This is a genomic window from Pseudonocardia sp. (assembly GCF_050250275.1).
GTDB lineage: Bacteria > Actinomycetota > Actinomycetes > Mycobacteriales > Pseudonocardiaceae > Pseudonocardia.
Genome location: NZ_JBFWOY010000028.1, coordinates 71,087 through 98,021 on the forward strand (window position 1 = coordinate 71,087; position 26,935 = coordinate 98,021).

Annotated in this window: 20 protein-coding genes and 2 pseudogenes; 14 read left to right on the plus strand and 8 right to left on the minus strand. The window is 72.6% G+C overall.

Annotated features, from left to right (window positions below):
• The first annotated feature begins 42 nt into the window (after positions 1-42).
• The 6 genes and pseudogenes from AB7F12_RS23280 to AB7F12_RS23305 all read left to right on the plus strand — a co-directional run bounded on the left by AB7F12_RS23280 (position 43) and on the right by AB7F12_RS23305 (position 7,247).
• Positions 43-780, plus strand: coding sequence for a succinate dehydrogenase cytochrome b subunit (locus tag AB7F12_RS23280; RefSeq protein WP_428499038.1), 738 nt, complete (start codon positions 43-45; stop codon positions 778-780).
• An 11-nt stretch (positions 781-791) separates the two neighbouring features.
• Positions 792-2,738, plus strand: coding sequence for a fumarate reductase/succinate dehydrogenase flavoprotein subunit (locus tag AB7F12_RS23285; protein ID WP_428499037.1), 1,947 nt, complete (start codon positions 792-794; stop codon positions 2,736-2,738).
• Positions 2,735-3,490: a succinate dehydrogenase/fumarate reductase iron-sulfur subunit gene (locus tag AB7F12_RS23290; RefSeq protein WP_428499036.1), complete on the plus strand. Its 756-nt coding sequence runs from the start codon at positions 2,735-2,737 to the stop codon at positions 3,488-3,490. Before AB7F12_RS23285 ends, AB7F12_RS23290 begins: the two co-directional genes overlap by 4 nt.
• 244 nt (positions 3,491-3,734) lie before the next feature.
• Positions 3,735-4,541 (plus strand): hypothetical protein, encoded by an 807-nt coding sequence (locus AB7F12_RS23295; protein ID WP_428499035.1) that lies wholly within the window; start codon positions 3,735-3,737, stop codon positions 4,539-4,541.
• A gap of 5 nt (positions 4,542-4,546) precedes the next feature.
• Complete coding sequence (locus tag AB7F12_RS23300; RefSeq protein ID WP_428499034.1) at positions 4,547-6,478, plus strand: fumarate reductase/succinate dehydrogenase flavoprotein subunit; 1,932 nt, start codon at positions 4,547-4,549, stop codon at positions 6,476-6,478.
• Positions 6,475-7,247: pseudogene (locus AB7F12_RS23305) on the plus strand (succinate dehydrogenase/fumarate reductase iron-sulfur subunit). Before AB7F12_RS23300 ends, AB7F12_RS23305 begins: the two are co-directional and overlap by 4 nt.
• 49 nt (positions 7,248-7,296) lie before the next feature.
• Here the strand turns inward: AB7F12_RS23305 and AB7F12_RS23310 are convergent.
• Positions 7,297-7,641, minus strand: a complete 345-nt coding sequence (locus tag AB7F12_RS23310; protein ID WP_428499033.1) for a hypothetical protein — start codon at positions 7,639-7,641, stop codon at positions 7,297-7,299.
• A 95-nt stretch (positions 7,642-7,736) separates the two neighbouring features.
• Here AB7F12_RS23310 and AB7F12_RS23315 point away from each other — a divergent pair, with 95 nt between their 5' ends.
• The 3 genes from AB7F12_RS23315 to AB7F12_RS23325 all read left to right on the plus strand — a co-directional run bounded on the left by AB7F12_RS23315 (position 7,737) and on the right by AB7F12_RS23325 (position 10,970).
• Entirely contained in the window at positions 7,737-8,462 is a 726-nt protein-coding gene (locus AB7F12_RS23315; RefSeq protein ID WP_428499032.1) for a hypothetical protein, read from the plus strand.
• Between the two features lie 15 nt (positions 8,463-8,477).
• Positions 8,478-8,789, plus strand: coding sequence for a hypothetical protein (locus AB7F12_RS23320; RefSeq protein ID WP_428499031.1), 312 nt, complete (start codon positions 8,478-8,480; stop codon positions 8,787-8,789).
• A gap of 222 nt (positions 8,790-9,011) precedes the next feature.
• Entirely contained in the window at positions 9,012-10,970 is a 1,959-nt protein-coding gene (locus AB7F12_RS23325; protein WP_428499030.1) for a prolyl oligopeptidase family serine peptidase, read from the plus strand.
• Between the two features lie 118 nt (positions 10,971-11,088).
• On the opposite strand, the gene AB7F12_RS23330 is transcribed toward AB7F12_RS23325, so the two are convergent.
• The gene (locus AB7F12_RS23330; RefSeq protein ID WP_428501808.1) at positions 11,089-11,976 is read right to left on the minus strand and encodes a MerR family transcriptional regulator; all 888 of its coding nucleotides are present in this window, start codon (positions 11,974-11,976) and stop codon (positions 11,089-11,091) included.
• Between the two features lie 69 nt (positions 11,977-12,045).
• On the opposite strand from AB7F12_RS23330, the gene AB7F12_RS23335 reads away from it, so the two are divergent.
• From AB7F12_RS23335 to AB7F12_RS23345, 3 genes are all read left to right on the plus strand, one after another.
• Entirely contained in the window at positions 12,046-12,753 is a 708-nt protein-coding gene (locus AB7F12_RS23335; protein ID WP_428501809.1) for a M50 family metallopeptidase, read from the plus strand.
• A 19-nt stretch (positions 12,754-12,772) separates the two neighbouring features.
• Entirely contained in the window at positions 12,773-13,198 is a 426-nt protein-coding gene (locus AB7F12_RS23340) for a nitroreductase/quinone reductase family protein (protein WP_428501810.1), read from the plus strand.
• Positions 13,199-13,281: 83 nt separating this feature from the next.
• Complete coding sequence (locus AB7F12_RS23345) at positions 13,282-17,118, plus strand: efflux RND transporter permease subunit (RefSeq protein ID WP_428501811.1); 3,837 nt, start codon at positions 13,282-13,284, stop codon at positions 17,116-17,118.
• Positions 17,119-17,570: 452 nt separating this feature from the next.
• Here AB7F12_RS23345 and ppdK read toward each other — a convergent pair whose 3' ends face one another.
• Positions 17,571-20,303, minus strand: coding sequence for a pyruvate, phosphate dikinase (ppdK, locus tag AB7F12_RS23350; RefSeq protein WP_428501812.1), 2,733 nt, complete (start codon positions 20,301-20,303; stop codon positions 17,571-17,573).
• Positions 20,304-20,636: 333 nt separating this feature from the next.
• Positions 20,637-22,079: a protein adenylyltransferase SelO gene (locus AB7F12_RS23355; RefSeq protein WP_428501813.1), complete on the minus strand. Its 1,443-nt coding sequence runs from the start codon at positions 22,077-22,079 to the stop codon at positions 20,637-20,639.
• 55 nt (positions 22,080-22,134) lie between these two features.
• Between AB7F12_RS23355 and AB7F12_RS23360 the strand changes: the two genes are divergently transcribed.
• On the plus strand, positions 22,135-22,824 hold the full coding sequence (locus tag AB7F12_RS23360; protein WP_428501815.1) for a TMEM175 family protein: 690 nt from the start codon (positions 22,135-22,137) through the stop codon (positions 22,822-22,824).
• 29 nt (positions 22,825-22,853) lie between these two features.
• Here AB7F12_RS23360 and AB7F12_RS23365 read toward each other — a convergent pair whose 3' ends face one another.
• Both AB7F12_RS23365 and glnA read right to left on the minus strand, forming a co-directional pair.
• On the minus strand, positions 22,854-23,570 hold the full coding sequence (locus tag AB7F12_RS23365; protein ID WP_428516856.1) for a hypothetical protein: 717 nt from the start codon (positions 23,568-23,570) through the stop codon (positions 22,854-22,856).
• Between the two features lie 155 nt (positions 23,571-23,725).
• Complete coding sequence (gene glnA / locus AB7F12_RS23370) at positions 23,726-25,147, minus strand: type I glutamate--ammonia ligase (RefSeq protein ID WP_428501819.1); 1,422 nt, start codon at positions 25,145-25,147, stop codon at positions 23,726-23,728.
• A 196-nt stretch (positions 25,148-25,343) separates the two neighbouring features.
• Here glnA and AB7F12_RS23375 point away from each other — a divergent pair, with 196 nt between their 5' ends.
• The gene (locus AB7F12_RS23375; protein ID WP_428501817.1) at positions 25,344-25,817 is read left to right on the plus strand and encodes an RDD family protein; all 474 of its coding nucleotides are present in this window, start codon (positions 25,344-25,346) and stop codon (positions 25,815-25,817) included.
• Between the two features lie 23 nt (positions 25,818-25,840).
• On the opposite strand, the gene AB7F12_RS23380 is transcribed toward AB7F12_RS23375, so the two are convergent.
• Together AB7F12_RS23380 and AB7F12_RS23385 are read right to left on the minus strand one after the other, a co-directional pair.
• Positions 25,841-26,575 carry a DUF4191 domain-containing protein gene (locus tag AB7F12_RS23380; RefSeq protein ID WP_428501818.1) on the minus strand — a complete coding sequence of 245 codons (735 nt, stop codon included), beginning with the start codon at positions 26,573-26,575 and terminating at the stop codon, positions 25,841-25,843.
• Between the two features lie 17 nt (positions 26,576-26,592).
• Positions 26,593-26,935, minus strand: a pseudogene (locus AB7F12_RS23385) (lipoyl synthase); the annotation flags it as partial.

Consider the following 26,935-nt stretch of genomic DNA (forward strand, 5'->3'; position numbering starts at 1 on the left):
ATGCATTGGACCTTTGACGGGTATGGGACGTCCACTGGACCCGTGACGACGACTGCCGACCGGTCCACCTCCGCGGGGGCCACCCCCGCGAGGCGGCCGGTTCCCGTGCGCCGCCGCCGGCGAGTGCCGTCGGTGGTCCTCAAGTACGTGATGGCGGCCTCCGGGGCCGCGATGCTGCTCTACCTCGTGCTCCACATGATCGGCAACCTGAAGATCTTCTTCGGCGCCGACCCCCTCGACTCCTACTCGGCCTGGCTGCGGACGCTGCTCGAGCCCGCGGTGCCCTACAGCGGCGTGCTGTGGGCGATCCGCGTGATCCTGACGGTCGCGCTCGTGGCGCACGTCGCCTCGGCGATCGTGCTGGCGCGCCGGGCCCGCGCGGCCCGCCCGGTCCGCTACGTCCACCGCCCGCCGGTGCAGGGCAGCTACGCGGCCCGGACGATGCGCTGGGGCGGCGTGATCATCGCGCTGTTCGTCGTCTACCACGTGCTGGACCTGACGACGGGCACGCTCAACCCGAACGGCGTGCACGGCGAGGTCTACGCCAACGTCGCGGCGAACTTCGACCCGTCGCGCTGGTACGTGACGCTGTTCTACGCCCTCGCCGTGCTCACGGTCGGCGTCCACGTCCGGCACGGGCTGTGGAGCGGGCTGCAGACGTTCGGCCGCTCCAGCGCCGTGACCCAGCGGGCACTCAAGACGTTCGCGCTGGTGTTCGCGGTCGTGCTGGTCGTCGGGTTCCTGTCGGTGCCGTTCGCCGTGACGTTCGGCCTGGTCTGAGGAAGGACACCATGACCACCTACTCGGACTTCACCGTCGGCGACCCGGTCGCCGACCGCGCCGCCCCCGACGGCCCCATCGAGACCCGCTGGGAGCGCCGCCGCTTCGGCGTGAAGCTGGTCAACCCGGCCAACAAGCGCAAGATGCACGTGATCGTCGTCGGGACGGGGCTGGCGGGCGGGTCGGCGTCGGCGACGCTGGCCGAGCTCGGCTACCGGGTCAGCTCGTTCTGCTACCAGGACAGCCCGCGGCGGGCGCATTCGATCGCCGCGCAGGGCGGCATCAACGCGGCGAAGAACTACCGCAACGACGGCGACAGCGTCCACCGGCTGTTCTACGACACGGTGAAGGGCGGTGACTTCCGCGCGCGGGAGTCCAACGTCCACCGGCTCGCCGAGATCAGCCGCCAGATCATCGACCAGTGCGTCGCGCAGGGCGTCCCGTTCGCCCGTGAGTACGGCGGCCTGCTCGACAACCGCTCGTTCGGTGGGGCACAGGTCTCCCGGACGTTCTACGCCCGCGGGCAGACGGGCCAGCAGCTGCTGCTGGGCGCCTACCAGGCGCTGGAGCGCCAGGTCGACGCCGGCGGGGTCACCATGTACCCGCGGCACGAGATGCTGGAGCTGATCGTCGTCGACGGGCACGCCCGCGGCATCGTGGCGCGCGACCTGATCACCGGCGAGACCCGCAGCCACCTGGCCGACGCCGTGGTGCTGGCCTCCGGCGGCTACGGCAACGTCTTCTTCCTCTCGACGAACGCCAAGGGCTGCAACGTCACCGCCTCGTGGCGGGCGCACCGCAAGGGCGCGCTGTTCGCCAACCCGTGCTTCACCCAGATCCATCCGACGTGCATCCCCGTGAGCGGCGACCACCAGTCGAAGCTGACGCTGATGTCGGAGTCGCTGCGCAACGACGGCCGCGTCTGGGTGCCGGCCCGCAAGGGCGACGACCGCGATCCGAACCTGATCCCGGAGGCGGAGCGCGACTACTTCCTGGAGCGTCAGTACCCGGCGTTCGGCAACCTGGTGCCGCGCGACATCGCCTCGCGCGCGGCGAAGAACGTGTGCGACGAGGGCCGCGGCGTCGGCCCGGGCGGGCTCGGGGTGTTCCTCGACTTCGCCGAGGTCATCGGCCGGCTCGGGCGCCCGGCGGTCGAGGCGAAGTACGGGAACCTCTTCCAGATGTACCAGCGCATCACCGGTGAGGACCCCTACGAGGTCCCGATGCGCATCTACCCGGCCGTGCACTACACGATGGGCGGGCTGTGGGTCGACTACGACCTGCAGTCGACGATCCCCGGCCTGTTCGTCGTCGGCGAGGCGAACTTCTCCGACCACGGCGCCAACCGGCTCGGCGCGTCAGCGCTGATGCAGGGTCTGGCCGACGGCTACTTCGTGCTGCCCTCGACGATCGGCGACTACCTGGCGACGTCGGACCACGACCCCGTCGACCCCGACCATCCGGCGGTGCGGGCGGCCGAGGACGACGTGGCGCAACGGATCGACACGCTGCTGTCGATCAAGGGGGCGCGCACCGTCGACTCCTTCCACCGCGAGCTCGGCCACGTCATGTGGGAGCACTGCGGCATGGAGCGCACCGAGGCGGGCCTGCGCAAGGCGCTGGACCGGATCCCGGAGCTGCGCAGGGAGTTCTGGGAGACGGTCATGGTGCCGGGCACGGGCGTCGAGCTCAACCAGAGCCTCGAACGGGCCGGGCGCGTCGGCGACTTCTTCGAGCTCGCCGAGCTCATGTGCCTGGACGCGTTGCACCGCAACGAGTCGTGCGGCGGCCACTTCCGTGCGGAGAGCCAGACCCCCGACGGCGAGGCCGCCCGTGACGACGAGAACTTCTCCTACGCCGCGGCGTGGGAGTTCACCGGCCGCGGTGAGGCGCCGGTCCTGCACAAGGAGGACCTGACGTTCGAGTACGTGGCCCCCACCCAGCGGAGCTACAAGTGAGGCTTCATCTGAAGGTCTGGCGTCAGCACGACGCCGACGACCGCGGCGCGATGCGAACCTACGACGTCGACGACGCGTCGCCGGACATGTCGTTCCTGGAGCTGCTCGACGTCCTCAACGAGAAGCTGACCGTCGAGGGCGAGGAGCCGGTCGCGTTCGACCACGACTGCCGCGAGGGCATCTGCGGCGCGTGCAGCATGGTCATCGACGGCCGGCCGCACGGCCCGGAGAAGGCCACCACGACCTGCCAGCTGCACCTGCGGCACTTCGCCGACGGCGACACCATCACGGTGGAGCCGTTCCGGGCCGGGGCGTTCCCCGTCGTGAAGGACCTCGTCGTCGACCGGGGCGCGTTCGACCGGATCATCGCCGCCGGCGGCTACATCTCGGCACCGACGGGCTCGGCCCCCGACGCCCACGCCGTGCCGGTGCCCAAGGACCAGGCCGACCGCGCCTTCACCGCGGCGGCCTGCATCGGGTGCGGCGCCTGCGTCGCGGCCTGCCCCAACGGCTCGGGCTCGCTGTTCCTCGGCGCCAAGATCACCCACCTCGGCGAGCTGCCGCAGGGCCGGCCCGAGCGCAACAGCCGGGTGCTCGCGATGGTCGATGAGCACGACGCGGCGGGCTTCGGCGGCTGCACGAACACCGGCGAGTGCGCGGTCGCGTGCCCGAAGGAGATCCCGCTCGACGTCATCTCCCAGCTGAACCGTGACTACCTCGCGGCCCGGCGGGCACGGAGGCGCAGCGCCTGACCGCGAGCGGCGCAGGGCGCCGCACGACGAGAGCCCGGACCCTCCGGAGGGGCCGGGCCACTCGGCGTTCCCGGTGATCACCCCCAACGGTGTGACCCGTGTCTCGACCTGCGGAGTTCCGTCGGCCCGACGACGCGACCGGACTCCCGACGTCGTAGGCTCCGGCAAATCCAACAGCCCCGGCGTCGAGGCAGATCTCTGGTCAGAGTCAGCGACGACGCCTGGAACAGATGAGGATCCCGACGTGTCATCCACCACGGACGCGTCCACCGGTAGGGCGCAGATCAGCGAACGCACGCTGCGCACCGACCGGTGGTGGCTGCCCCCCCTGCTCAACGTCGCCGGGCTCGGCGCCTGGGTCATCTACGCGACGGTCCGCGCGTTCATGCAGGCCGACTACTTCACGGCCGATCAGAACTACAGCTATCTGACGCCGTTCTACTCCCCGTGCTTCTCCGTGGGCTGCTACCCGGAGGCCTCGCACTTCGGGCAGTTCCTCCCGGACGTGTGGTGGCTGCCCTACGCCGCGGTCTCGCTGCCGTTCCTGCTGCTCTTCCGGCTCACCTGCTACTACTACCGGAAGGCCTACTACCGCGCCTTCTACCTGTCGCCGCCCGCGTGCGCGGTGGCCGAGCCGCACAAGAAGTACAGCGGTGAGACGCGGTTCCCGCTGCTGGCGCAGAACCTGCACCGGTACTTCTTCTACATCGCCGCCCTCATCTCGGTGGTGAACACCTACGACGCCGTCGTCGCGTTCATCAACAAGGACGGCAGCTTCGGGTTCGGGCTGGGCAACATCATCCTGGTGGCCAACATCGTGCTGCTCTGGCTGTACACGATCTCCTGCCACTCCTGCCGCAGCATCATCGGCGGCCGGCTCAACCACTTCAGCAAGCACCCGGTGCGCTACAAGCTGTGGGGCAAGGTCTCGATCCTGAACGGCAAGCACATGCAGCTCGCCTGGACGACGCTGGCCAGCCTGGCGCTGACCGACTTCTACATCATGGCCGTGTCCGCCGGTTGGTGGGGCGACCCCCGGATCGTGGGGTGACCGAAATGACTGACGTGACTGCACAGGACAAGAGCGTCGAGGTACACGACTACGACGTCGTCGTCATCGGTGCCGGTGGCGCCGGGCTGCGCGCCGCGATCGAGGCCCGGGCGCAGGGCAAGCGGACCGCGATCATCTCCAAGTCGCTGTTCGGCAAGGCCCACACGGTCATGGCCGAGGGCGGCTGCGCCGCCGCGATGGGCAACGCCAACCCGAACGACAACTGGCGCGTCCACTTCGGCGACACGATGCGCGGCGGCAAGTTCCTCAACAACTGGCGCATGGCCGAGCTGCACGCCAAGGAGGCCCCGGACCGCGTCTGGGAGCTGGAGACCTACGGCGCGCTGTTCGACCGCACCAAGGACGGCAAGATCAGCCAGCGCAACTTCGGCGGGCACACCTACCCGCGGCTGGCGCACGTCGGTGACCGCACCGGCCTGGAGCTGATCCGCACCCTGCAGCAGAAGATCGTCTCCCTGCAGCAGGAGGACTTCAAGGCCACGGGCGACTACGAGGCCAACATCCGGGTCTTCCACGAGACGACGATCACCGACCTCTTCAAGGCCGGCGGCGCCATCGCGGGCTGCTTCGGCTACTTCCGCTCGACGGGCAACTTCGTCCGCTTCAACGCGCCCGCGATCGTGCTGGCCACGGGCGGCGTCGGCAAGAGCTACTCGGTGACGTCCAACTCCTGGGAGTACACCGGCGACGGCCACGCCCTGGCCCTGCGCGCCGGCGCGACCCTGATCAACATGGAGTTCCTGCAGTTCCACCCGACGGGCATGGTCTGGCCGCCGTCGGTCAAGGGAATCCTGGTCACGGAGTCGGTGCGCGGTGACGGTGGCGTCCTGCGCAACTCCGAGGGCAAGCGGTTCATGTTCGACTACATCGCCGACGTCTTCAAGGACCTGTACGCGACGACGGAGGAGGAGGCGGACCGCTGGTACACCGACCCGGACAACAACCGTCGTCCCCCGGAGCTGCTGCCCCGTGACGAGGTCGCCCGCGCGATCAACTCCGAGGTCAAGGCCGGTCGCGGCACCCCGCACGGCGGCGTGTTCCTCGACGTCTCCACCCGGCTCAAGGCCGAGGAGATCCTCAAGCGGCTCCCGTCGATGCACCACCAGTTCAAGGAGCTGGCCGACGTCGACATCACCAAGGAGCCCATGGAGGTCGGACCGACCTGCCACTACGTGATGGGTGGCGTCGAGGTCGACCCCGACACGGGCATGTCCCGCGTGCCGGGCCTGTTCGCCGCGGGGGAGTGCTCCGGCGGCATGCACGGCTCCAACCGGCTCGGCGGCAACTCGCTGTCGGACCTGCTGGTGTTCGGCCGCCGCTGCGGCCTGGGCGCCTCGGAGTACGTCGACGGGCTCGCCGGGGCACGCCACGCGGTCCTCGACGCCGACGCCGACGCCGCCGTCGACCGGGCGCTGCTGCCGTTCTCCTCGGCCGCCGAGGGCGGGGAGAACCCGTTCGTCGTGCACCTGGAGCTGCAGAAGACGATGCACGAGCTCGTCGGCATCATCCGCAAGGCCGACGAGATGGAGATGGCCCTCAAGAAGCTCGAGGACATCGCCACCCGCACGCGCACCGTCGTCGTCCAGGGCGACCGCAAGTTCAACCCGAACTGGCACCTCGCCCTCGACCTGCGCAACATGCTGCTCGTCTCGATGTGCGTGGCGAAGGCGGCCCTGGAGCGTCAGGAGAGCCGTGGCGGGCACACCCGCGACGACTTCCCGGTCATGGACTCCGAGTGGCGCCACGTCCTGCTGGTGCTCTCGGCACTGGGTGAGGACAACGTCGAGATGGTCCGCAAGGAGCAGATCCCGTTGCGGCCCGACCTGCTCGACGTCTTCGAGATGGACGAGCTGAAGAAGTACTTCACCGGCGAGGAGCTCGGCGGGCACCGGGCGGACCAGGGAGAGCGAGCATGAGCTACTGGGCGCACTTCCGCGTATGGCGGGGTGACTCCGAGAAGGGTGAGCTCGTCGACTACCCGGCGGAGGTGAACGAGGGCGAGGTCGTCCTCGACATCATCCACCGGCTCCAGCAGACCGAGGCCCAGGACCTGGCGGTCCGCTGGAACTGCAAGGCCGGCAAGTGCGGCTCCTGCAGCATGGAGATCAACGGCCGCCCGCGCCTGGCCTGCATGACCCGGATGAACACGTTCGCCGAGAACGAGGTCGTCACGGTCACGCCGCTGCGGACGTTCCCGGTGATCCGGGACCTCGTCACCGACGTGTCGTTCAACTACACGAAGGCCCGCGAGATCCCCAGCTTCTCCCCGCCCGAGGGCGTGGAGCCGGGTGAGTACCGCATGCAGCAGGTCGACGTCGAGCGGAGCCAGGAGTTCCGCAAGTGCATCGAGTGCTACCTGTGCCAGAACACCTGCCACGTCGTGCGCGACCACGAGGAGAACAAGGAGGCCTTCGCCGGGCCCCGCTACCTCATGCGCATCGCCGAGCTGGACATGCACCCGCTCGACTCGGCCGACCGGCAGAAGGCGGCGCAGGAGGAGCACGGCCTGGGGATGTGCAACATCACCAAGTGCTGCACCGAGGTCTGCCCCGAGCACATCAAGATCACCGACAACGCGTTGATCCCGCTCAAGGAGCGCGTCGTCGACCGCAAGTACACGACCCGGTGGTCTGGCTGGGCAACAAGCTGTTCCGTCGCGGCGAGGCGGCGAACAAGAACCGCTGACCGTTCCGGGGGTCGGCGGTCGCCTGCGCGGCCGCCGCCCCCCGGCAGGTCAGCCCCCGCCGAGCGACCGGCGGATCTCGTCGAGCTTCGCCTTGGCCTTCTTGTCGCGCTCGGCCTCCTGCTCGGCGATCGAACGCCCGGCCGCGGTCTCGCCCGCGAGCTCCGCGGTCCCCAGCGACGTCGCCCAGCGGCCCTCGATCTTGTCACGCACGTGGTCGAGGGTGGGGACACCGCGGTCGGTGTAGCCGCCGGCGTTCTCGATCCCGGGGACGGGCGCGCCCGGCTCCGGGACGGCCGGGGTGATCGCCCCCGCGGCGCCGCCGGCGGGTTCGTCGACGATCTCCGCGTCCACGGTGTCCGCGGGCTGCTCGTCACGGTTCGGGTCGTTGCTCATCACTGACTCCCGGGTGCCGACGGTCCGTGCCCGCCACGCTACGGGTTCGGCGTGCCGCGCGTCGGCCGCCCGGCCTGTCCTGGCACAGTTCGACCATGACGACCACGGGGCCCCGCGCCACCTGGTCGCGACGCCTGCTCACGGGCGCCGCGGCACTGGCCGTCGTGTGCGCGTTCGCCGCCACGACCGCTCTCGTCGCCGAACGCAACCTCGCCTCCGCCGCCTCCGCGTTGTTGCTGGCCCTCGTCGCGGGTGCCGCGGCGGGGACGTCGGCGGTGTCGGTGTCCGACGCCCGGGCACCGGGCATGACCCGCTGGATCGCCGTCGGCGTGGTGTTCGGGGCGGGGACCGCCGCGCTGGTCCTCGGTGGCGTCGGCGCGCTGCTGGGCGTGGTCGTGCCCGACGTCGCGGCGGAGACCGTCGTCGGCGTCGTGGCGCTCGCCGTCGTGCTGCGGGAGGCCGGCGTCCTGCGGTTGCCGTTGCCCGCCAACCCGTTGCGCATCCCCAAGGACGTCCCCGACGACGACGAGTGGGGCGAGGCCCGCACCGGGTTCGCGGTCGCCACCCTCATGCGGGGCGGGGCCGCGGCACGCCTGACCTCGGGGCTGCCGTACCTGCTCGCCGTCGCGCTGCTGCTCGTCGTGCCGTTCGGGATGGCGTTCGTCGTGGCCGCCGGGTACGCGGTCGGCACGATCGCCGGGACCGCCGCCCGCCCCGCCGGCCGTGTCCTCGTCCCTGCCGCCGGGGTGCGGCTGCTGCTCGCGCTCGTGTGCGCGGTGGCGGTCGGGGTGTCGATGACGATCTCGATCGGCGCGTCCTGACCGGTGGCCGTCCGGGTGCGTGAGCTCGTCGTGGTCCACGACGTGAGCTGCCCGCGGTGCTCGCGCATCGCGCACGAGCTGCCCGGTTGCGTGACCGTGACGGTACGGGTCCGGTCCTGCGCCGAGCCGCGGCTCGCGGAGATCTACCCGAACCTGCCCGCGCGGGTCGCCGGCTGCGGGCGACCCGCGATCGGGGTGGTCCGGATCGACGGCTCGGTGCGGTGGTGGACGGGCCTGACGGGCGTGCTCGGGGTGCTCCCGGTCCTGAAGCCGGGCGCCGGTCCCCGCGCCGTCGCCCTGCTGCGGGAGGCCGCCCGCGGCCGCTGACCCGGCCCGCCGCCGGGAGCCGGCCGCAACCTGACGGTCGCCCCGAGCGGCCGCGGCAGCAGTGGGGTTGCGCGCGGTCCTCCGGTCGCGGCCGGCGGTCGTCGCCGGGTGCGGCCCGCGCCGGCGAGGGTGCGGCGGCGAGGGTGCGGCGGCGAGGGTGCGGCGGCGAGGGTGCGGCGGGCCGTGCACGCGGGGCGGGCCGTGTCCATCCACAATGACGCGGTGACCGCCCCCGCGCCCTTCGGCTCCTGGCCGACCCCCCTCACGTCGGAACTCGTGGTGGCCGCCGCCGTGCGCCTCGGCGAGGTCAGGGTCGACCCCGCCGACCCCGGCTCCGGCACCGTCTGGTGGGCCGAAGGCCGCCCCGCCGAGGGCGGCCGTACCCAGATCGTGCGCCGCGACCCCGACGGCACCCGCACCGACCTCCTCCCCGAGGGCTACGACGCCCGCACCGCCGTCCACGAGTACGGCGGCGCCGCGTGGTGGGTGCACGGCGGCACCGTGTGGTTCACCAACTGGGCCGACCAACGGCTCCACCGGCTCCGCGGCGAGGACGGACCCGTCGCGGTCAGCCCCGAGCCGCAGGCGCCGCGCGGCGACCGGTGGGCCGACGGCGAGCTCGGCCCCGACGGCGCGCTCGTGCTGGTCCGCGAGCACCACGCCGTCGGCGCCGGCCCCGCACAGGTCCGCAACGAGATCGCGCGCCTGGCCGGCGACGGCACCGTCGAGGTGCTCGTCAGCGGTCCCGACTTCGTCACCTCACCCCGCCTCGACGCGGCCGGCGCGCGACTGGCCTGGGTGTCGTGGGACCACCCGTCGATGCCGTGGGACGACACCGTCCTCACCGTGCGCGACCTCGCCACCGGCGCCGACACCGTCGTCGCCGGCGGGCCGGGGGAGTCGGTCTCGGAGCCGCGCTGGCAGACCGACGGTTCGCTGCTGTTCGTCTCCGACCGCACCGGCTGGTGGAGCCTCTACCGGTGGACCCCCGCCGACGGCGTCACCGCGGTCCTGGTCGACGAGGCCGAGATCGGTGTCCCCGGCTGGACGCTGGGCACGTCGCGGCACGTCACGCTGGCCGACGGGCGGATCGTCGTCGCCGCGCGCCGCGACGGCTACGACCGGCTCCTCGTCCGCTCGACCGACGGCGCCGTGCAGGCACTCGACCTTCCGCTGTCCACGGCCGGGTCGTTGCAGGCCGCGGGCCCCGACCAGGTCGTGCTCGTCGCCGGCAGCCCGACCCGGGAGGCGTCGGTCTGGCGGGTCACGCTCGGCAATGGCCGACCGGAGGTACTGCGTCCCGCGCGCGACCTCGGTGTCGACGAGGGCTACCTGTCCGTTCCGGAGCCCATCGAGTTCCCCTCGACCGACGGCGACGGCGTGCCCCGCACCGCCCACGCCCTGTTCTACCCGCCCGCCAGCGCCACCCACCGCGGCCGCGACGGCGAGCTGCCGCCGCTGCTCGTCGTCATCCACGGCGGGCCCACCGCGTCGGCGTCGCCGGTGCTGTCGGTCGGCGTCCAGTACTGGACGAGCCGCGGGTTCGCGGTCGTCGACGTCGACTACGGCGGCTCCACCGGCTACGGCCGCGCCTACCGCGACCTGTTGAAGGGCGCCTGGGGGATCGTCGACGTCGCCGACTGCATCGCCGCCGCCCGCTGGCTGGGTGAGCAGGGCCGCGTCGACCCGCAGCGGCTCGCGATCCGCGGTGGGTCGGCGGGCGGCTACACGACGCTCGCCGCCCTGGCCCGCGACGACACCCCCTTCGCCGCGGGTGCCGACCACTTCGGTGTCGCCGACCTCGAGGCGCTGGCCGCCGACACCCACAAGTTCGAGAGCCGCTACCTCGACGGCCTGGTCGGCCGGTACCCGCAGGAGCGCGACGTGTACGTCGAGCGCTCACCGATCCACCATGTCGAGCGGTTCACGAAGCCGCTGATCGTCCTGCAGGGCAGCGAGGACGCGATCGTGCCGCCCAACCAGTCGCAGGCGATCGTCGACGCGCTGCGGTCGCGGCGGGTGCCCGTGGCGTACCTGCTGTTCGAGGGTGAGCAGCACGGGTTCCGGCGCGGTGAGAACATCCGCCGCGCGATGGATGCCGAACTGAGCTTCTACGGCCAGGTCCTGGGCTTCGACCTGCCTGCCGGTGAGGGCATCGAGCCGGTCGAGATCGAGCGCTGACCCTGCCACCCGCCGCGCCGCGCCGCGTGGTCCGGGCCCGTGGTGATCGCCGAAAGCGGGACATGGACGTCGCTGGTGACGGTCATGTCCCGCGGCCGGCGAGCACTCCGCGGCGCGACTACCGCTCGCAGCGGAGGGCTGCGACGAACCAGTCGAAGGCCGGGACGGCGGGCTCGCGGGCGGGCCAGCCGTTGAGTACGCCGAGCAGCGCCCAGTAGCGCTCGACGCGGGCGTCGGTGAAGGTCGCGACGCGGTCGGCCAGCTCGGTGCGGGCGGCGGCGTCGAGGTCGCCGACACCCACCTGCGCGAGGACCTGCGCCGCCGCGGGGCTGCCCGGTTCGATGCCGGCGGCGAGGGCGGCGCCGCAGTGCTCGACGACCAGGGCGGCGTCCGGTGCGGCGTCGACCGGGGTCGCGGCGACCGCCATCTCGCGCACCCGGGCGCGGAAGGACTCGTCGCCGACCAGCTCGGCCAGCTCCACCCAGGCCTCGACCTGCTCGGTGGTCGGCTCGTCGGGCAGCGACGCGGGCAGGCTGCGCATGGCCCCGGCGATCCCGGCGCCGGGGGCGGCGGGGTCGGTGCCGTCGAAGGTGGCGTCGACGAACTCGTCGATCATCTGCTGTCGCTGGGCGGCGGACAGCCGGGCCAGGTCGTTCATGAGTGCGGTCTCCCTCTCGGTGCGTGCGCCGCGGGCCAGCAGCGTGCAGACGGCACGCTGGACCCGCAGGGCGCGGATGTGGTCGTCGATGGCGCGGACATGGGCGGCGGCGACCTCGTCGACGGTGCGGCTGCGGTCGAGGACGGCGCGGACGGCGTCGAGGCCCATCCCGAGCTCGCGCAGGGTCCGGACCAGGTCGAGCCGGGCCACGGCAGCGGCGTCGTAGCGCCGGTAGCCGCCCGCGGTGCGGTCGGTCTCGGGCAGGACTCCTTCGTCGGACCAGAAGCGGATGGTCCGGGTGGGCACGCCGGATCGGCGGGCGAGCTGTCCGATGGTCAGGCCGGTCATGTCCCCCACCCTGAACCTTCCAGCAGGTGGAAGGTCAAGGCTCTTATCCGGCTTTGCCACACTGGCGGCGTGGCCACCGATCCGTTCTCCGTCGTCACGGCGGGCGTACAGACGGCACTCGACCGCCCGGAGGTGCTGGTCCCGGGTCTGGTCGCGCTGGCGGTCGTGGTGTGGACTCTGACGTGGCGGCTCACCCGCACCGTCGTGACGATCGCGCACGAGGGCGGGCACGCGCTCCTGGCCGTCGTGACCGGGCGGGGTCTGACCGGTATCCGGCTGCACGCCGACACCTCCGGGGTCACGCACTCGACGGGCCGGGGCAGCGGGCCGGGCGTGGTGCTGATGTTCCTGGGCGGCTACCCGGCGCCGCCGCTGCTGGGCCTGGCCGGCGCGCTCGCGGTCGCGGCAGGGCACGCGGACGTCGCGCTGTGGGTGGCGACGGGTCTGCTGCTGGTGACGCTCGTCCACATCCGCAACGCGTTCGGGATCCTCGCCGTGCTGGCGACGGGAGGGGCCACCGCGGCGGTGGCGTACGCGGCCCCACCGGACCTGCGGACGGCGTTCGCGACGGCGGTGGTGTGGTTCCTGCTCATCGGCGGGCTGCGGGCGGTGGGGGAGCTGCAGCGGGGCCGCCGGACGGGTAGGCGGGGCAATTCGGACGCCGACCAGCTCGCCCGGCTGACAGGGGTGTCGGGCGGAATATGGGCCGCGCTGTTCTGGTTGCTCGCGGCGGTGGCGTTGATCGTCGCCGTATGGGTTCTGCTGCTGCGCAGCTGACGCGAGTGAAGGGACGTTGATGGACTTCAACGCCAAGGTCATCGAGGAGTTCCGCGCCAACGACGGCAAGGTCGGCCCGCCGTTCGAGGGCGCGCCGATGGTGCTCGTGCACCACCTGGGGGCGAAGTCCGGTGCCGAGCGCGTCACGCCGCTGGTGTACCTGCCCGACGGCGACCGGATCGCGATCTTCGCCTCGGCCGCGGGCGCCCCGAACCACCCGGCCTGGTACCACAACCTCAAGGCCAACCCCCGCGTGACGGTCGACGTGGGCGACGGCAAGGGGCACGTCGAGACGTGGACGGCGCAGGCGGACGAGGTCACCGGCACCGAGCGCGACGACCTCTACGCCCGCCAGGCGGCGATCATGCCGGGCTTCGCCGAGTACGAGGTGAAGACCGAGGGCATCCGCACCATCCCGGTGATCACGCTCACCCGGGCCGCCTGAACCCGGCCCCCGACCTGCGACGCTCAGCGAACCCTCAGGACCTGGCTGCAGGACGCGCCGCCACGTTCGCTTGAATCGTCGCCATGTCGTGGCTCGCGCGTCTGAGTCTGGCCAACCGCGCGGTCGTCGGTCTGGTCACGGTCCTGGTCATCGGTTTCGGTCTGTTCGCGACGACGTCGCTGCGCCAGGAGCTGTTCCCGTCGCTCGACGCGCCCGTCGCGACCATCCTGACGCCGTACCCGGGTGCGTCGCCCGACGTCGTCGAGCAGCAGGTCACCAGCCCGATCGAGGCCGCCGTCGCCGGTGTCGACGGCGTGGAGGACAGCCGGTCGACGTCGACGGGCGGGTCGTCGGTGGTCACGCTCGACCTGGCCTACGGCACCGACCTGTCGACGCTCACCGCCTCGTTGCAGCGGGCCGTGCAGGGTGTGCAGCTGCCGTCGGGGGTGACCTCGAACGTCGTCACGGGCAGCACCGACGACATCCCGGTGCTGGTGCTGGCCGTGTCGTCGAACCTGGGTGCCGACCGGGTCGCCGCCGTCCTGCGCGACCAGGTGCGGCCGCAGCTCGCGGGCATCGACGGGGTGTCGGGGGTGACGCTGTCGGGCGTCGCCGACCCGCAGATCACGGTCACCGTGGACGCGGCGGCGGCCGCGGCGCGCGGGGTGTCGCTCGCGAGCCTGACGTCGCTGCTGCAGACCAACGGGGTGCGCATCCCGGCCGGGCAGCTGAGCCCGGACAGCAACCCGACGACGGTCGAGGTCGGCGGACCCATCACGTCGGTCGACGACCTGCGCAACCTGTACGTGACGCCGGGCGCATCGGCTGCCGCCGGTGGTGCGCGTCCGGGAGCGCCTGCCGCTCCCGCCGTCCCGGCCGCGGGTGCGCCCGTGCGGCTCGGCGACATCGCCACCGTCGCCCAGGCCGCCGCGCCCGCCACCGGCTACACCCGCACCAACGGCGAGGCCAGCATCGGCCTGTCGGTCACGAAGGCGCCCGACGCCAACACCGTCGACGTGTCGGCCGCGGTCCACGACGCCATCCCGTCGATCATCGACGCGCTCGGCGGCCCCGCCCAGAACGCCCAGGTCACGACGGTGTTCGACCAGGCACCGTTCATCTCCAGCTCCATCGAGGACCTCACCACCGAAGGCCTGCTGGGCCTGCTGTTCGCGATCCTGGTGATCCTCGGGTTCCTGCTGTCGGTGCGCGCCACGCTCGTGACGGCGGTGTCGATCCCGCTGTCGGTGCTCGTCGCGATGATCGTCCTCGACCTCACCGGCGAGACCCTGAACATCCTCACCCTCGGCGCCCTGACCATCGCGATCGGCCGCGTCGTCGACGACTCGATCGTCGTCATCGAGAACATCACCAGACACGTGGCCCGGGGCGGGCCGCGCAGGCCCGCGATCGTCACCGCCGTGAAGGAGGTCGCGGGCGCGATCACGGCCTCGACGATCACGACGGTCGCGGTGTTCGCGCCGATCGGGCTCGTCGGCGGCCAGGTCGGGGAGCTGTTCCGGCCCTTCGCCGTGACGGTCACCGCCGCCCTGCTGGCGTCGCTGCTCGTGTCGCTCACCCTCGTCCCGGTGCTGGCGTCGGCGGTGCTGAAGGTGCGCCCGCCCACGCCCGGCGAGGAGCCGGCGCACGACGACGACAGCCCGATCACCAACCCGACACGGCTGCAGCGCGGCTACATGCCCGTGCTGCGCGGCGCGCTGCGCCGGCCCGTCGTGTCGATCCTCGTCGCCGTCCTGATCCTCGCCGGCACGTTCGCACTGGTCCCCGGCCTGCGCACCGACTTCCTCGGCGACTCCGGCGGCAACACCGTCTCCATCAGCCAGGAGCTGCCGCCCGGCACCGGTCTGCCGGCCGCCGACGCCGCCGCGAAGCAGGTCGAGGGCGTCCTGCGCGACACCCCCGGCGTCGCGACCTACCAGGTCACCGTCGGCACACCCGGTGGCGCGCAAGGCCTCGGCCGTCCCGGCGCCGGCGGCGGCGCGACCCGCTTCTCCGTCACCCTCACCGACGACGCCGACTCCACCGCCGTCACCGACGACCTCCGCGCCCGGCTCGACTCCCTCGGCGGGCCCGACACGGTCGGCACCCTGACCGTGCAGGGCGGCCAGGGCGGGTTCGGCTCCGGCCAGCTGCAGGTCACCGTCCGTGCCGAGGACCCCGCCGTCCTGCAGACCGCCGCCGGGCAGGTCGAGCAGGCCGTCGCCGCCATCCCCGGCGCCGCCGACGTCCGCAACAACCTCGCCGCCGCCCAGCCGTCGATCCGGGTCACCGTCGACCGGCAGAAGGCCGCCGCCGCGGGGCTCACCGAGGCCGCGGTCGGCCAGCTCGTCGCGGCGTCGTTGCGCGGCACCACGATCGGCACCGTCACCGTCGACGGGGTGCAGCAGGACGTCGTCGTCCGCTCCGGCACCGCGCCTGCCGACCTCGCCGCGCTGCAGGCCCTCCCGATCGCCGGGCCGCTGCGCCTGTCCGACGTCGCGACGGTCGCCGAGGTCCGCACCGCGCCGAGCATCAGCCACACCGACGGCTCCCGCAGCGCCCAGATCACCGCCCGCCCGGCCGCCGACGACCTCGGCGCCGTCACCCGCGACCTGCGCGCCACCCTCGACGGCCTGCAGCTGCCCGCCGGCGCGAACGCGGAGATCGGCGGGGTGTCGACGCAGCAGTCCGACGCGTTCACCCAGCTCGGGATCGCGCTGCTCGTCGCGATCGCCGTCGTCTACCTGGTCATGGTCCTGACGTTCGGCAGCCTGCTGCAGCCACTGATCCTGCTCATCTCGATCCCGTTCGCCGCCACCGGCGCGCTCGGCCTGCTGCGGGCGACGAACACCCCGCTGGGTGTGCCCGCGCTGATCGGCATGCTCATGCTCGTCGGGATCGTCGTCACCAACGCGATCGTGCTCATCGACCTGGTCAACCAGCGCCGCCGCGCCGGGGTGCCGCTGCGCGAGGCGATCCTCGACGGCGCGGGACAGCGGCTCCGGCCCATCCTGATGACGGCCGTGGCCACCGTGTTCGCGCTGCTGCCGATGGCTCTCGGGCTCACCGGCGGCGGGGTGTTCATCTCCCAGCCGCTCGCGATCGTCGTCATCGGCGGGCTGATCAGCTCCACCCTGCTGACGCTCGTCCTCGTCCCGGTGCTGTACTCGCTGGTGGAACGCTTCCGTGACCGGCTCCGCCGACGCCGCGCCGTCCCGGCCGACCCCGTGCCGGCGGACCTCACGCCGGCCGCCGCCGGTGTGCCGGCCGCCGCGGCGCTCGCCGCCGCGGGCCCCGAGGGGGCCGCGGCCTCCGGGCCCGCCGCGGGTCCCGAGCCCGCTGCCGTTCCCGTGCCGCGCGAGTCGCCGTGGACCGAGCCCGAGACGACCCCGCTGCCCGTCGGCCCCGGCGTGCACGGCCGCGTCGGTGACCGCTCCGGGCGGGCCCTGCGCGGCGTCGAGGTCTCCCTGTTCGACATCGGCGGCGAGCTCGTCACCAGCACGCAGACCGCCCCCGACGGGACCTACCGCATCGACGTCGAGGCCGGTGGTGAGTACGTCGTCGCCGCCCGGTCCGGCGAGCGCGAACCCGTCGCCGAGCTCGTCACCGTCAACGGTGGGCCCGCCTGGTACGACCTCACCGTCGACGGGCCGGCCGCCGTCACCGGCGTCGTCCGGGACCCGGGCGGGCAGGGGGTCCTCGCCACGGTGACGCTGGTCGACGACCGCGGCGAGGTCGTCGCCGCCGGCCGTACCGATGCCGCGGGCCGCTACGAGCTGCGCGACGTCGCAGCGGGGGAGTACCACCTGCTGGTCGCCGCGGCGGGCGCGTCGGCCACGACCCGGATCACGGTCCCGGCCACCGGCTCCGTCGCCACGGAGATCGACATGCCCCCCGCCCCGGTCGGCAGCCCGGGCTGACAGCGCTCCCGGCCCCCGCCGCCGCCGAACGTGTCGTGAGGGCGGCGCCACCGCGCCCGTGACACGGCGGATGGCGGGGACCCGTGCGCGCACGACGGGCGTGGGCCCGTGCGGCCGGTACCTCCTCGCGAACGTGTCGTAGGTGTCCCCCGGTCGCGCTGACGACACGTTCGCCGGTGGCCGGCTCGCCGAGCGTGTTCTCAGCGTCCGGCGCCCGCGCCCAGAGCACGGTCGAGCGCCTGGCGCGTCCTGCGGCTCGCGCCCCAGCGCGCCGCCCCGCGCGGCGCCGGCCCCCGCGCCGCCCCGCGCGGCGCCGGCCCCCGCGCCGCGTCGCCGCCCGTGCCGTGCCGCCGCCCGTGCCGCGTCGCCGCGCGCGACCGCGCGCAACCCCACTGCTGCGATTCAGGCCGGGGGCAGCAGTGAGGTTGCGCGCGGGGTGGGGCTCGGGGTGGTTACAGCTCGCCGCCCACGGTGTCGTCGACCAGCGCCGCCCGACCGGCCTCCAGGCGCGCGACCGGCACCCGGAACGGTGAGCAGGACACGTAGTCGACGCCCGCGTAGTGGAAGAAGTGCACCGAGTCGGGGTCGCCGCCGTGCTCCCCGCAGACGCCGAGCTTGATCCCCGGCCGGGTCTCGCGGCCCCTCTCGACGGCCGTCTTGATCAGGGCGCCGACGCCGTCACGGTCGAGCGACTCGAACGGCGACACCGTGAAGACGCCCTTCTCCAGGTAGGCGGCGAAGATCGCGGCCTCGACGTCGTCACGGGAGAACCCCCACGTCGTCTGGGTGAGGTCGTTGGTGCCGAAGGAGAAGAACTCCGCCGACTCCGCGATCCGCTTCGCCGTCAACGCCGCGCGGGGCAGCTCGATCATGGTGCCGATCGGGATGTCGAGGCGGACTCCCGCAGCCTCCTGGATCTCGGCGATGATCCCGTCGATCTCGTCGCGGATCAGGTGCAGCTCCATGACCGAGCCGACCAGCGGCACCATGATCTCGACGCGCGGCTTCCCGCCCGCGAGCGCCCGTTCCGCGGCGGCCTCGGTGATGGCACGGACCTGCATGGCGTAGAGGCCGGGGACGAGCAGCCCGAGGCGGACGCCGCGGCGGCCGAGCATCGGGTTGGACTCGTGGAGCCGCTCGACGGCGGCGAGGAGCTTCTCGTCGACCTCGGACACGCCCTCGCCGGTGGCCTTCGCGACGGCGATCTTGACGGCGAGCTCGGTGCGGTCGGGCAGGAACTCGTGCAGGGGCGGGTCGAGGAGGCGGATCGTCGTCGGCAACCCGTCCATGGCCTCGAGGATCTCGACGAAGTCGGCCCGCTGCAGGGGCAGGAGTTCGGCGAGAGCGGCGTCGCGGGAGGTGGCGTCGTCGGCGAGGACGAGGCGCTCGATGAGGACGCGGCGGTCGCCGAGGAACATGTGCTCGGTCCGGCACAGGCCGATGCCCTGCGCGCCGAGCGACCGGGCGCGGGTGGCGTCCTCGGCGTTGTCGGCGTTGGCGCGCACCGCGAGCCGGCGGGTGCGGTCGGCGTGGCGGAGCAGCCGATCGACGGCGCGGACGAGGTCGGCGGCCTCCTCGTCGACACCTTCGAGGGCGGCCTCGAGGCCGCTCTCCAGGTAGGTGACGACGGGCGACGGGACGACGGGCAGTTCGCCCGCGAACACCTCACCGGTGGAGCCGTCGATGGACAGCAGCTCGCCCTCGCCGACGGTGGTGCCGTTGACGCGCAGCACCTTGTTCTCGGCGTCGACGTCGATCTCCTCGGCGCCGCACACACAGGTACGGCCCATGCCGCGGGCGACGACGGCGGCGTGGCTGGTCTTGCCGCCGCGGCTGGTGAGGACGCCGGTGGCGGCGATCATGCCCTCGAGGTCGTCGGGGTTGGTCTCGCGCCGCACCAGCAGCACGCGGCGGCCCTCGGCGGCCCGGGCGACGGCGGTGGCGGAGTCGAACACGACCTCGCCGACGGCGGCGCCCGGCGAGGCGGCCATGGCCTTGGTGAGCAGCGTGCGGGGGGCGTCGGCGTCGAACTGCGGGAACATGAGCTGCGCGAGCTGGTGGCCGGTGACGCGGGTGAGTGCCTCGTCGCGGGTGATGAGCTGCTCGTCGACGAGCTGGGTGGCGATGCGGAACGCCGCGCCCGCGGTGCGCTTGCCGACGCGCGTCTGCAGCATCCACAGCTTGCCGCGCTCGACGGTGAACTCGATGTCGCACAGGTCGCGGTAGTGGGTCTCCAGCCGCCGCATGATGCGGGTGAGCTCGGCGTGCGACGCGGGGTCGAGCCGGGCGAAGTCCTCCAGCGACAGGGTGTTGCGGATGCCGGCGACGACGTCCTCACCCTGGGCGTTGACGAGGTAGTCGCCGTACACGCCCTGTTTGCCGGTGGCGGGGTCGCGGGTGAAGCAGACGCCGGTGCCGGAGTCCTCGCCCATGTTCCCGAAGACCATGGCGCAGATGTTGACGGCGGTGCCGAGGTCGTGGGGGATGCGCTCGCGGCGGCGGTAGATGCGGGCGCGGTCGGTGTTCCACGAGTCGAACACGGCGCGCATCGCGAGGTCGAGCTGTTCGCGGGGGTCCTGGGGGAACTCGCGGCCGGTGGCGTCGAAGACGATCTGCTTGAAGTCCTCGACGAGCCCCTGCAGCGCGACGGGGGTGAGCTCGACGTCGGTGGTGACGCCCTCGCGCTTCTTGACGGCGTCGAGCCGGTCCTCGAAGCGCTCCGAGGGGATGTCGAGCACGGTCCGGCCGAACATCTGGATGAGCCGCCGGTAGGAGTCCCAGGCGAAGCGTTCGTCCTTCGCGGCCTCGACCAGTCCCTTCACGGAGTAGTCGTTGAGGCCGACGTTGAGGACGGTCTCCATCATGCCGGGCATCGAGACCTTCGCGCCCGAGCGCACCGAGACGAGCAGCGGGTCCTGGACGTCACCGAGGCGCCGGCCCAGGCCGTCCTCGAGGCGGCGCAACGCCATGGTCACCTGGACGCGCAGTGACTGCGGCTCCTCGCCGCGGTCGAGGTAGTGCCGGCAGGCCTCCGTGGTGATGGTGAAACCGGGCGGGACCGGGAGCCCGAGCCGGGTCATCTCGGCCAGGTTCGCACCCTTGCCGCCGAGGAGATCGGTCTGGGTACGGTCGCCGTCGGCGAAGTCGTACACCAGCTGGGCGCGGTCGCGCATCGCCGCTGTCATGGCTCCCCCAAAAGGGCGTTGTGGGTCGGTTTTCCGGCCCACGGGCGGCGGGGGCTCGGGAACGAAGTAGAACCGACGTCGTCGCACAACTCAACACCGCCACCGCGGTGTCGGGACATGGTCGTCTCAACTCTGCGACACCTTCAGGACGTCCTGGTGTCGCCGCCACGTCGTCTCGTCGCTGGTGACGGCGTCGCGGCCGGCGCCGTGCCGTGGGCCGGAGCGTGGGCCGGCCCGCGGGTGTGCCCGATCAGGGGAATGACGAACGCCACGATCTTGATCGATTCCACTCCCGGGCCCGGATCGATCCAGGTCAGCGGCCGGTCCGGCGCCTCACGTCCCGCAGTAGGTCACGTGGGGGATCGCGTCCTCGGGCGGGGGCCCGGCGAGGTCGCTCCGGTCGGCGCGCTCGGCGTACGGGGACGAGACCGCGTCGAGCAACCGCCGGAACGGCGCCAGGTCCCCGCGCTCGGCGGCGCGCAGTGCGGGCTCGACATGATGGTTGCGCGGGATGTACACGGGGTTGACCCGGTCCATGGCCGCCGCGACGGCGTCCCGGTCGGCGGGCAGCAGCGCGTCGCGACGGGCCGCCCACACGTCGAAGGAGTCGCGGTCGAGGAACAGGTCGCGCGCCGTGCCCGCGGCGAGCGCCCGGAAGAACGAGGTGAGGTCGACACGTCCGGCGTGCAGCAACGTCATCAGGTCGGTGCCCAGCTCCAGGTCGGGCTCCGGGAGACCGAGCTTCGCGGCCATCCCCTCGGCCCAGCGCCGCGCGTACACGTCCGGGAACGCGGCCAGGACCTCGTTGAGGGCGGCGCCCGCGGCGTCGAGGTCGTCGCCCAGCAACGGCACGAGCGCCTCGCCCAGCCGCGCCAGGTTCCACTGCACGATCGCGGGCTGGTTGCCGTAGGCGTAGCGGCCGCGCGCGTCGATCGAGCTGAACGTCGTCGCCGGGTCGACCCGGTCCATGAACGCGCAGGGACCGTAGTCGATCGTCTCGCCGGAGATCGTCGTGTTGTCGGTGTTCATGACGCCGTGGACGAAGCCCACGAGCATCCACCGCGCCACCAGGTCGGCCTGGGCCGCGCACACCCGGCGGAACAGCTCCAGGTACGGGTGCGGCGCGTCGGCGGCCTCCGGGTGGTGGCGGGCGACGGCATGGTCGGCGAGGGCGCGCAGCACGTCGCGGTCACCGGCGGCAGCGGCGTACTGGAAGGTGCCCACCCGGAGGTGGCTGCCCGCGACCCGGCACAGCACCGCACCCGGCAGCAGCCGCTCCCGCTGCACCTGCACCCCGGTGGCGACCACGGCCAGCGCCCGGGTCGTCGGGATGCCCAGGGCGTGCATCGCCTCGCCCATCAGGTACTCCAGCAGCATCGGGCCGACGACCGCGAGCCCGTCGCCACCCCGGGCGAACGGTGTGCGACCCGACCCCTTGAGGTGCAGGTCCCGGCGGCGGCCGTGGACGTCGACGACGTCGCCCAGCAGCAGGGCCCGCCCGTCGCCGAGGCGCGGCTGGTACATGCCGAACTGGTGGCCCGCGTAGACCTGCGCGACGGGCGTCACGCTCTCGGGCAACCCCTGGCCGACGAGGAACCGCACACCGTCGGGCTCGCGCAGCGCGGCCGGGTCGGCCCCCAGCTCGGCGGCCAGGTCCTCGTTGAGCACCAGCAGCTCCGGCGCCGGCGCGTCGGCCGCGGACCACGGCACCGACATGCCGGGCACCTCGCGGGCGTAGGTGGCGTCGAGCGGGAACAGGGTGCGCGCAGTGGTCACTCCACGAGCGTACGAGCCGTGTCGGGCTCGCCGTCGGTGTCGACGATCGGCCAGGATGCGGACGCCGGTCGAGCAGGGGGGTGCGATGAGCGGTGACGACCCGGCCACGACCGCCGAGCGGGAGGACGACGAGCCCGGCGAGGGTGCCGTCGAACCCGCGGGCGTGGGGCGGCTGCTGGCGTTCAGTGACGGGGTCTTCTCGATCGCGTTCACGATCCTCGTCCTCGACATCGCGGTCCCCGACGACCTGACCCCGGCCGGTCTACGGGCCGCCGTGGCCGGCCAGGTGCCGCAGCTGCTGTCGGCGGTGCTGAGCTTCGCGGTGATCGGCCGGTTCTGGATATCGCACCACGACATGCTCCGGCGGGTCCGTGGCGCCGACGGCGGGCTGCTCGTCGTCAACATCGCGCTGCTCGCGGCCGTGGCGCTCATCCCGTTCACGACGTCGCTGCTCGCCGAGTACGGCGACCTCGTCGAACCGACGGTCTACTACGCGGGGATGGTCGCGATCAGCGCGGCCCTGCAGCTGCTGATGCTCTGGTGGCTCACCCGCCGCGGCCTGTTCCTGCCGGGGACGCCACACTCACACATCCAGGAGGCCGTAGGCGGGCTGGGCGGCACGGTCGTGGCGTTCGTCGTCTCGATCCCGGTCGCATTCCTCTCGACGACGGCGGCGCAGCTGTGCTGGCTGCTCGCGTTCGTCCCGGTGACCTCGCTGCTCCGTCGCCTGCGCCCGGCCCGCTGAGCGGGGCCGGGCGCAGGCGGGCGGAGCCGTCAGGCCGCGTCGACGGCCACGGCGCCGGTGACCGTGTCGACCGAGACCGTGCGGGTGGCGGCCGGGTCGTTCACGACCCCTACACCGACGGCGCCCGTCACGCTGTCCCCGGACACGCGGTAGGCCCCCGGGGGGACGACGATCCGGACCGCGCCGGCCACGGTCTCGGCGCGGACCTCGCCGGGCGGGGTGACGAAGGCGGCGTGCACCGACCCGGCGACGGTCGTCGCGGAGAAGCGGGGCGTGTCGAGCCCGGCGGCGTCGACCGCGCCGTCCACGGTCCGGACGTTCACGACGGTCCCGGCCGGGACGGTGACGCTGTGCTCGACCTCGCAGCCGATGTTGAAGTCCGGGCAGTCCGACCGCAGCGTCAGCACACCGTTCACGACGGCGCCGGTGACCACGGGCTCGTCGCCGGGGGCGAAGTGCCGTACGGCGGTGGCGAAGACGTCACGGCCGTCGGCGGGGCGCAGCGTCACCGGGCCCTCGTCGGCGTCGACGACGATCTCGCGGACGCCGGGGAACGTGCGGGTGGTGGTGTCGGAGGTCAACGAGCGGGCGGTGGACACCCCCACCGCGATCGCTCCCGCCGTGACGCCGCCGACCACCACGACCACGGCGCCGAGGACGATCGCGATCCAGGCGCCGCGCGACAGCCGTCTCGGCGGCCGTGGTGCGGGGGCGGGCTGGGGCTCGGGTGGGCGCGTCGTCGTCATGCGACGAGAGTCCGCCGCCGCGGCGCCGCCCGGCACCGGGCGACCCCCGCTGGCGGTGCAGGGTTTTCCCTGGTCGGTGCCGCGCGCTCACACGAGGACGGCCCGGCACCCCGTCCTGGGGGTGCCGGGCCGTGGCTCAGCGGGTCAGATGCCGATCAGACGTCGTAGTACATGGCGAACTCGTACGGGTGCGGGCGCAGCCGCAGCGGGTCGATCTCGTTCTCCCGCTTGAAGGCGATCCACGTCTCGATCAGGTCGGAGGTGAACACGCCACCCTCGAGCAGGTAGTCGTGGTCGGCCTCGAGCCGGTCGATGACCGCGTCCAGGCTGGCGGGCACCTGCGCGATGTCCTTGGCCTCCTCGGGCGGCAGCTCGTAGAGGTCCTTGTCGATCGGCGCCGGCGGCTCCATCTTGTTCTTGATGCCGTCGAGGCCGGCCATCAGCATCGCCGAGAAGGCCAGGTACGGGTTGCCCGACGAGTCGGGGCAGCGGAACTCGATGCGCTTGGCCTTCGGGTTGTTGCCCGAGAGCGGGATGCGGATGCAGGCCGAGCGGTTGCGGGCCGAGTAGACCAGGTTGACCGGGGCCTCGAAGCCGGGGACGAGCCGGTGGTAGGAGTTCACCGTCGGGTTGGTGAACGCCAGCAGCGACGGGGCGTGGTGCAGCAGGCCGCCGATGTAGTAACGCGCGATGTCGGACAGGCCGCCGTAGCCGGACTCGTCGTGGAACAGCGGCGCGCCGTCCTTCCACAGCGACTGGTGCACGTGCATGCCGGACCCGTTGTCGCCGAAGAGCGGCTTGGGCATGAAGGTCGCGGTCTTGCCCTGCTGCCACGCGACGTTCTTCACGATGTACTTGAACAGCATGACGTCGTCGGCGGCCGACAGCAGCGTGTCGAACTTGTAGTTGATCTCCGCCTGGCCGGCGGTGCCGACCTCGTGGTGCTCGCGCTCCACGTCGAAGCCCATGGCGGTCATCGTCGAGACGATGTCGGCGCGCAGGTCGGCGTAGTGGTCGACCGGCGGCACGGGGAAGTAGCCGCCCTTGTAGTTGACCTTGTAGCCGAGGTTGCCGCCCTCCTCCTCACGACCGGTGTTCCACCAGCCCTCGGCGGAGTCGATGTGGTGGTAGGTCTCGTGCGCGCTCGAGTTGAAGCGGATCGAGTCGAAGACGTAGAACTCGGCCTCGGGCGCCATGTAGGCGGTGTCCGCGATGCCCGAGGCGGTCAGGTACTCCTGCGCCTTGCGGGCGACGTTGCGCGGGTCCCGGCTGTAGGGCTCGCCCGTGATCGGGTCGTGCACGAAGAAGTTGATGTTCAGCGTCTTGTGCTTGCGGAACGGGTCGAGCCGCGCCGTCGTGGAGTCCGGGAACAGCGCCATGTCGGACTCGTTGATGGCCTGGAAGCCGCGCACGGACGAACCGTCGAAGGCGGCGCCGTCCTGGAGGAGATCGGCCGCCGTGTGGGACGGGACGGTGAGGTGCTGCATGACGCCGGGCAGGTCGCAGAACCTGATGTCGACGTACTCGACCTTCTCGTCCGAGATGTACTTGAGTACCTCTTCGGAGTTGCTGAACACGCTCACTCGCTCCTTCGGATGGGGCTCGGGGATCCGGCGAGTCCGCGATGACCCGCGTGTGTCGACGTGGTGACGCCGACCGAATTCGTCGACGACGCTATGGCGGCGGTGTTGCCCGGTCGTCACCCTCGCGTTTCACCGAGGTTAACGGCCGGACCTGGGACTGACCTCACATCGCCCGCCTAGGCTAGGGGGCATGAGCCGTTGGATCGACTCCTGGATGCCGGGTTCACCCACCGGATCCGGGTCCGCCGGGGAGCAGACGCACCCGGGTGAGAAGTTCGGGCTTCCCGAGTCCGGGCCGGGCTCGGTGGCCGGGTTCTGGCGCCGGTTCGGTGGCGTCACGATCGACTGGCTGCTCGGGTACCTGGTGGCGTTGCTGTTCGCGGGCGCCGACTCGTTCGGCCGCGGGTCGACGTTCGGCTGGACGATCTGGCTGGTGTGGTTCGGCATCAGCGCCCTGGCCGTCGCGGTGTTCGGGTCGACGCCGGGCATGCTCGCGCTGGGCATGCGGGCGGCCCCGGTCGACGGGCGGGCCGTCGTCGGGGTGCCGCGCGCGGTGGTGCGCACCCTGCTGCTGGGGCTGGTGGTCCCGCCCCTGGTGCGCGACGACGACGGCCGTGGCTGGCACGACCGTGCGGGCGCGACCATCGTCATCAGGACCCGCTGAGCGCAGGTCCTCCCCGCCGGCCGTCAGCGGCGCCGGACCGTGCGCTGCACGCTGCGGATCTTGGCGCCCTGCGGCATCGGCCCCTTGGGCATCGCCGCCGTCCCGGTGCGGGAGCCGAGCGCGGCCAGCCGCGTCTCCAACGAGTCCATCTGCTTGCGCTGGATGTTGCGCGGCAGCTTGCGCATGTGGACGTGCAGCTTCGACAGCGGGACCTGGCCCTCGTCGTTGCCGACGACGATGTCGTAGATCGGGACGTTGCCGACGACGCGCGCGGTGCGCTTCTTCTCCTGCGCGAGCAGCGACTTCACGCGGTGCGGCGCACCCTCGGCGACGAGGACGACCCCGGGCAGGCCGATGACCCGGTGCACGGCGTCGAGGTGGGTGGTCCCGGCGATGCTGGTGGTCACACGCCACTGGCCGCGCAGGTTGTCCAGCGCCCAGCCCGCGGCGCCGGGCTGCCCGTCGGCCTTGGTGTAGACGGTCTTCTGCACCCGGCGGCCGAAGATGCTGACGGCCGCGAGCGCGCCGACGGCGACGCCCAGCGGCAGCGTGAACCACTGCAGGCCCCAGAACAGGCCGATGAGGAAGCCCAGCCCTCCGCCGAGGAGGACGCAGCCGACCATCAGCGGGATCAGCAGCTTGTCCTCGCGGCGCTGCATCTTGAACGCCTCGAAGATCTGGGAACGTCGCTGCTTGGACGCCGCGCGACGGGCGCGCTTCGCCTCTGCTTTCGCTGCCTTGTCGGGCTTGTCGGCCATGGGCCCCAGGATACGGGTCAGCTGCGTGCGAGCAGGGACCGAGCCTCCTGCGATGCGGCGCCCTCGGCGGCGAGGTGGGCCAGCGCGGGGGTCAGCTCCTCACCCCGGGCGGTGACGGTCTGGGCGTAGAGCCGGCCGGCCCGGTAGGACGAGCGCACCAGCGGTCCGGCCATTACCCCGGCGAACCCGATCGCCTCGGCCATGTCGGAGTGCGCGACGAACTCTTCCGGCTTGACCCAGCGTTCCACGGGGTGGTGGCGGGGGGAGGGGCGCAGGTACTGGGTGATCGTGATGATCTCGCAGCCCGCCTGGTGCAGGTCCTGGAGTGCGGCGGTGACCTCGTCGGGGGTCTCGCCCATG

Coding starts and splice junctions, on each gene's coding strand:
- AB7F12_RS23375 (WP_428501817.1), top strand. CDS start 25,344: ATGAGCCGTTGGATCGACTCCTGGATGCCGGGTTCACCCACCGGATCC.
- AB7F12_RS23315 (WP_428499032.1), top strand. CDS start 7,737: ATGACGACCACGGGGCCCCGCGCCACCTGGTCGCGACGCCTGCTCACG.
- AB7F12_RS23285 (WP_428499037.1), top strand. CDS start 792: ATGACCACCTACTCGGACTTCACCGTCGGCGACCCGGTCGCCGACCGC.
- AB7F12_RS23345 (WP_428501811.1), top strand. CDS start 13,282: ATGTCGTGGCTCGCGCGTCTGAGTCTGGCCAACCGCGCGGTCGTCGGT.
- AB7F12_RS23330 (WP_428501808.1), bottom strand. CDS start 11,976: ATGACCGGCCTGACCATCGGACAGCTCGCCCGCCGATCCGGCGTGCCC.
- AB7F12_RS23310 (WP_428499033.1), bottom strand. CDS start 7,641: ATGAGCAACGACCCGAACCGTGACGAGCAGCCCGCGGACACCGTGGAC.
- ppdK (WP_428501812.1), bottom strand. CDS start 20,303: ATGACAGCGGCGATGCGCGACCGCGCCCAGCTGGTGTACGACTTCGCC.
- AB7F12_RS23300 (WP_428499034.1), top strand. CDS start 4,547: ATGACTGACGTGACTGCACAGGACAAGAGCGTCGAGGTACACGACTAC.
- AB7F12_RS23340 (WP_428501810.1), top strand. CDS start 12,773: ATGGACTTCAACGCCAAGGTCATCGAGGAGTTCCGCGCCAACGACGGC.
- AB7F12_RS23380 (WP_428501818.1), bottom strand. CDS start 26,575: ATGGCCGACAAGCCCGACAAGGCAGCGAAAGCAGAGGCGAAGCGCGCC.
- AB7F12_RS23360 (WP_428501815.1), top strand. CDS start 22,135: ATGCGGACGCCGGTCGAGCAGGGGGGTGCGATGAGCGGTGACGACCCG.
- AB7F12_RS23365 (WP_428516856.1), bottom strand. CDS start 23,570: ATGACGACGACGCGCCCACCCGAGCCCCAGCCCGCCCCCGCACCACGG.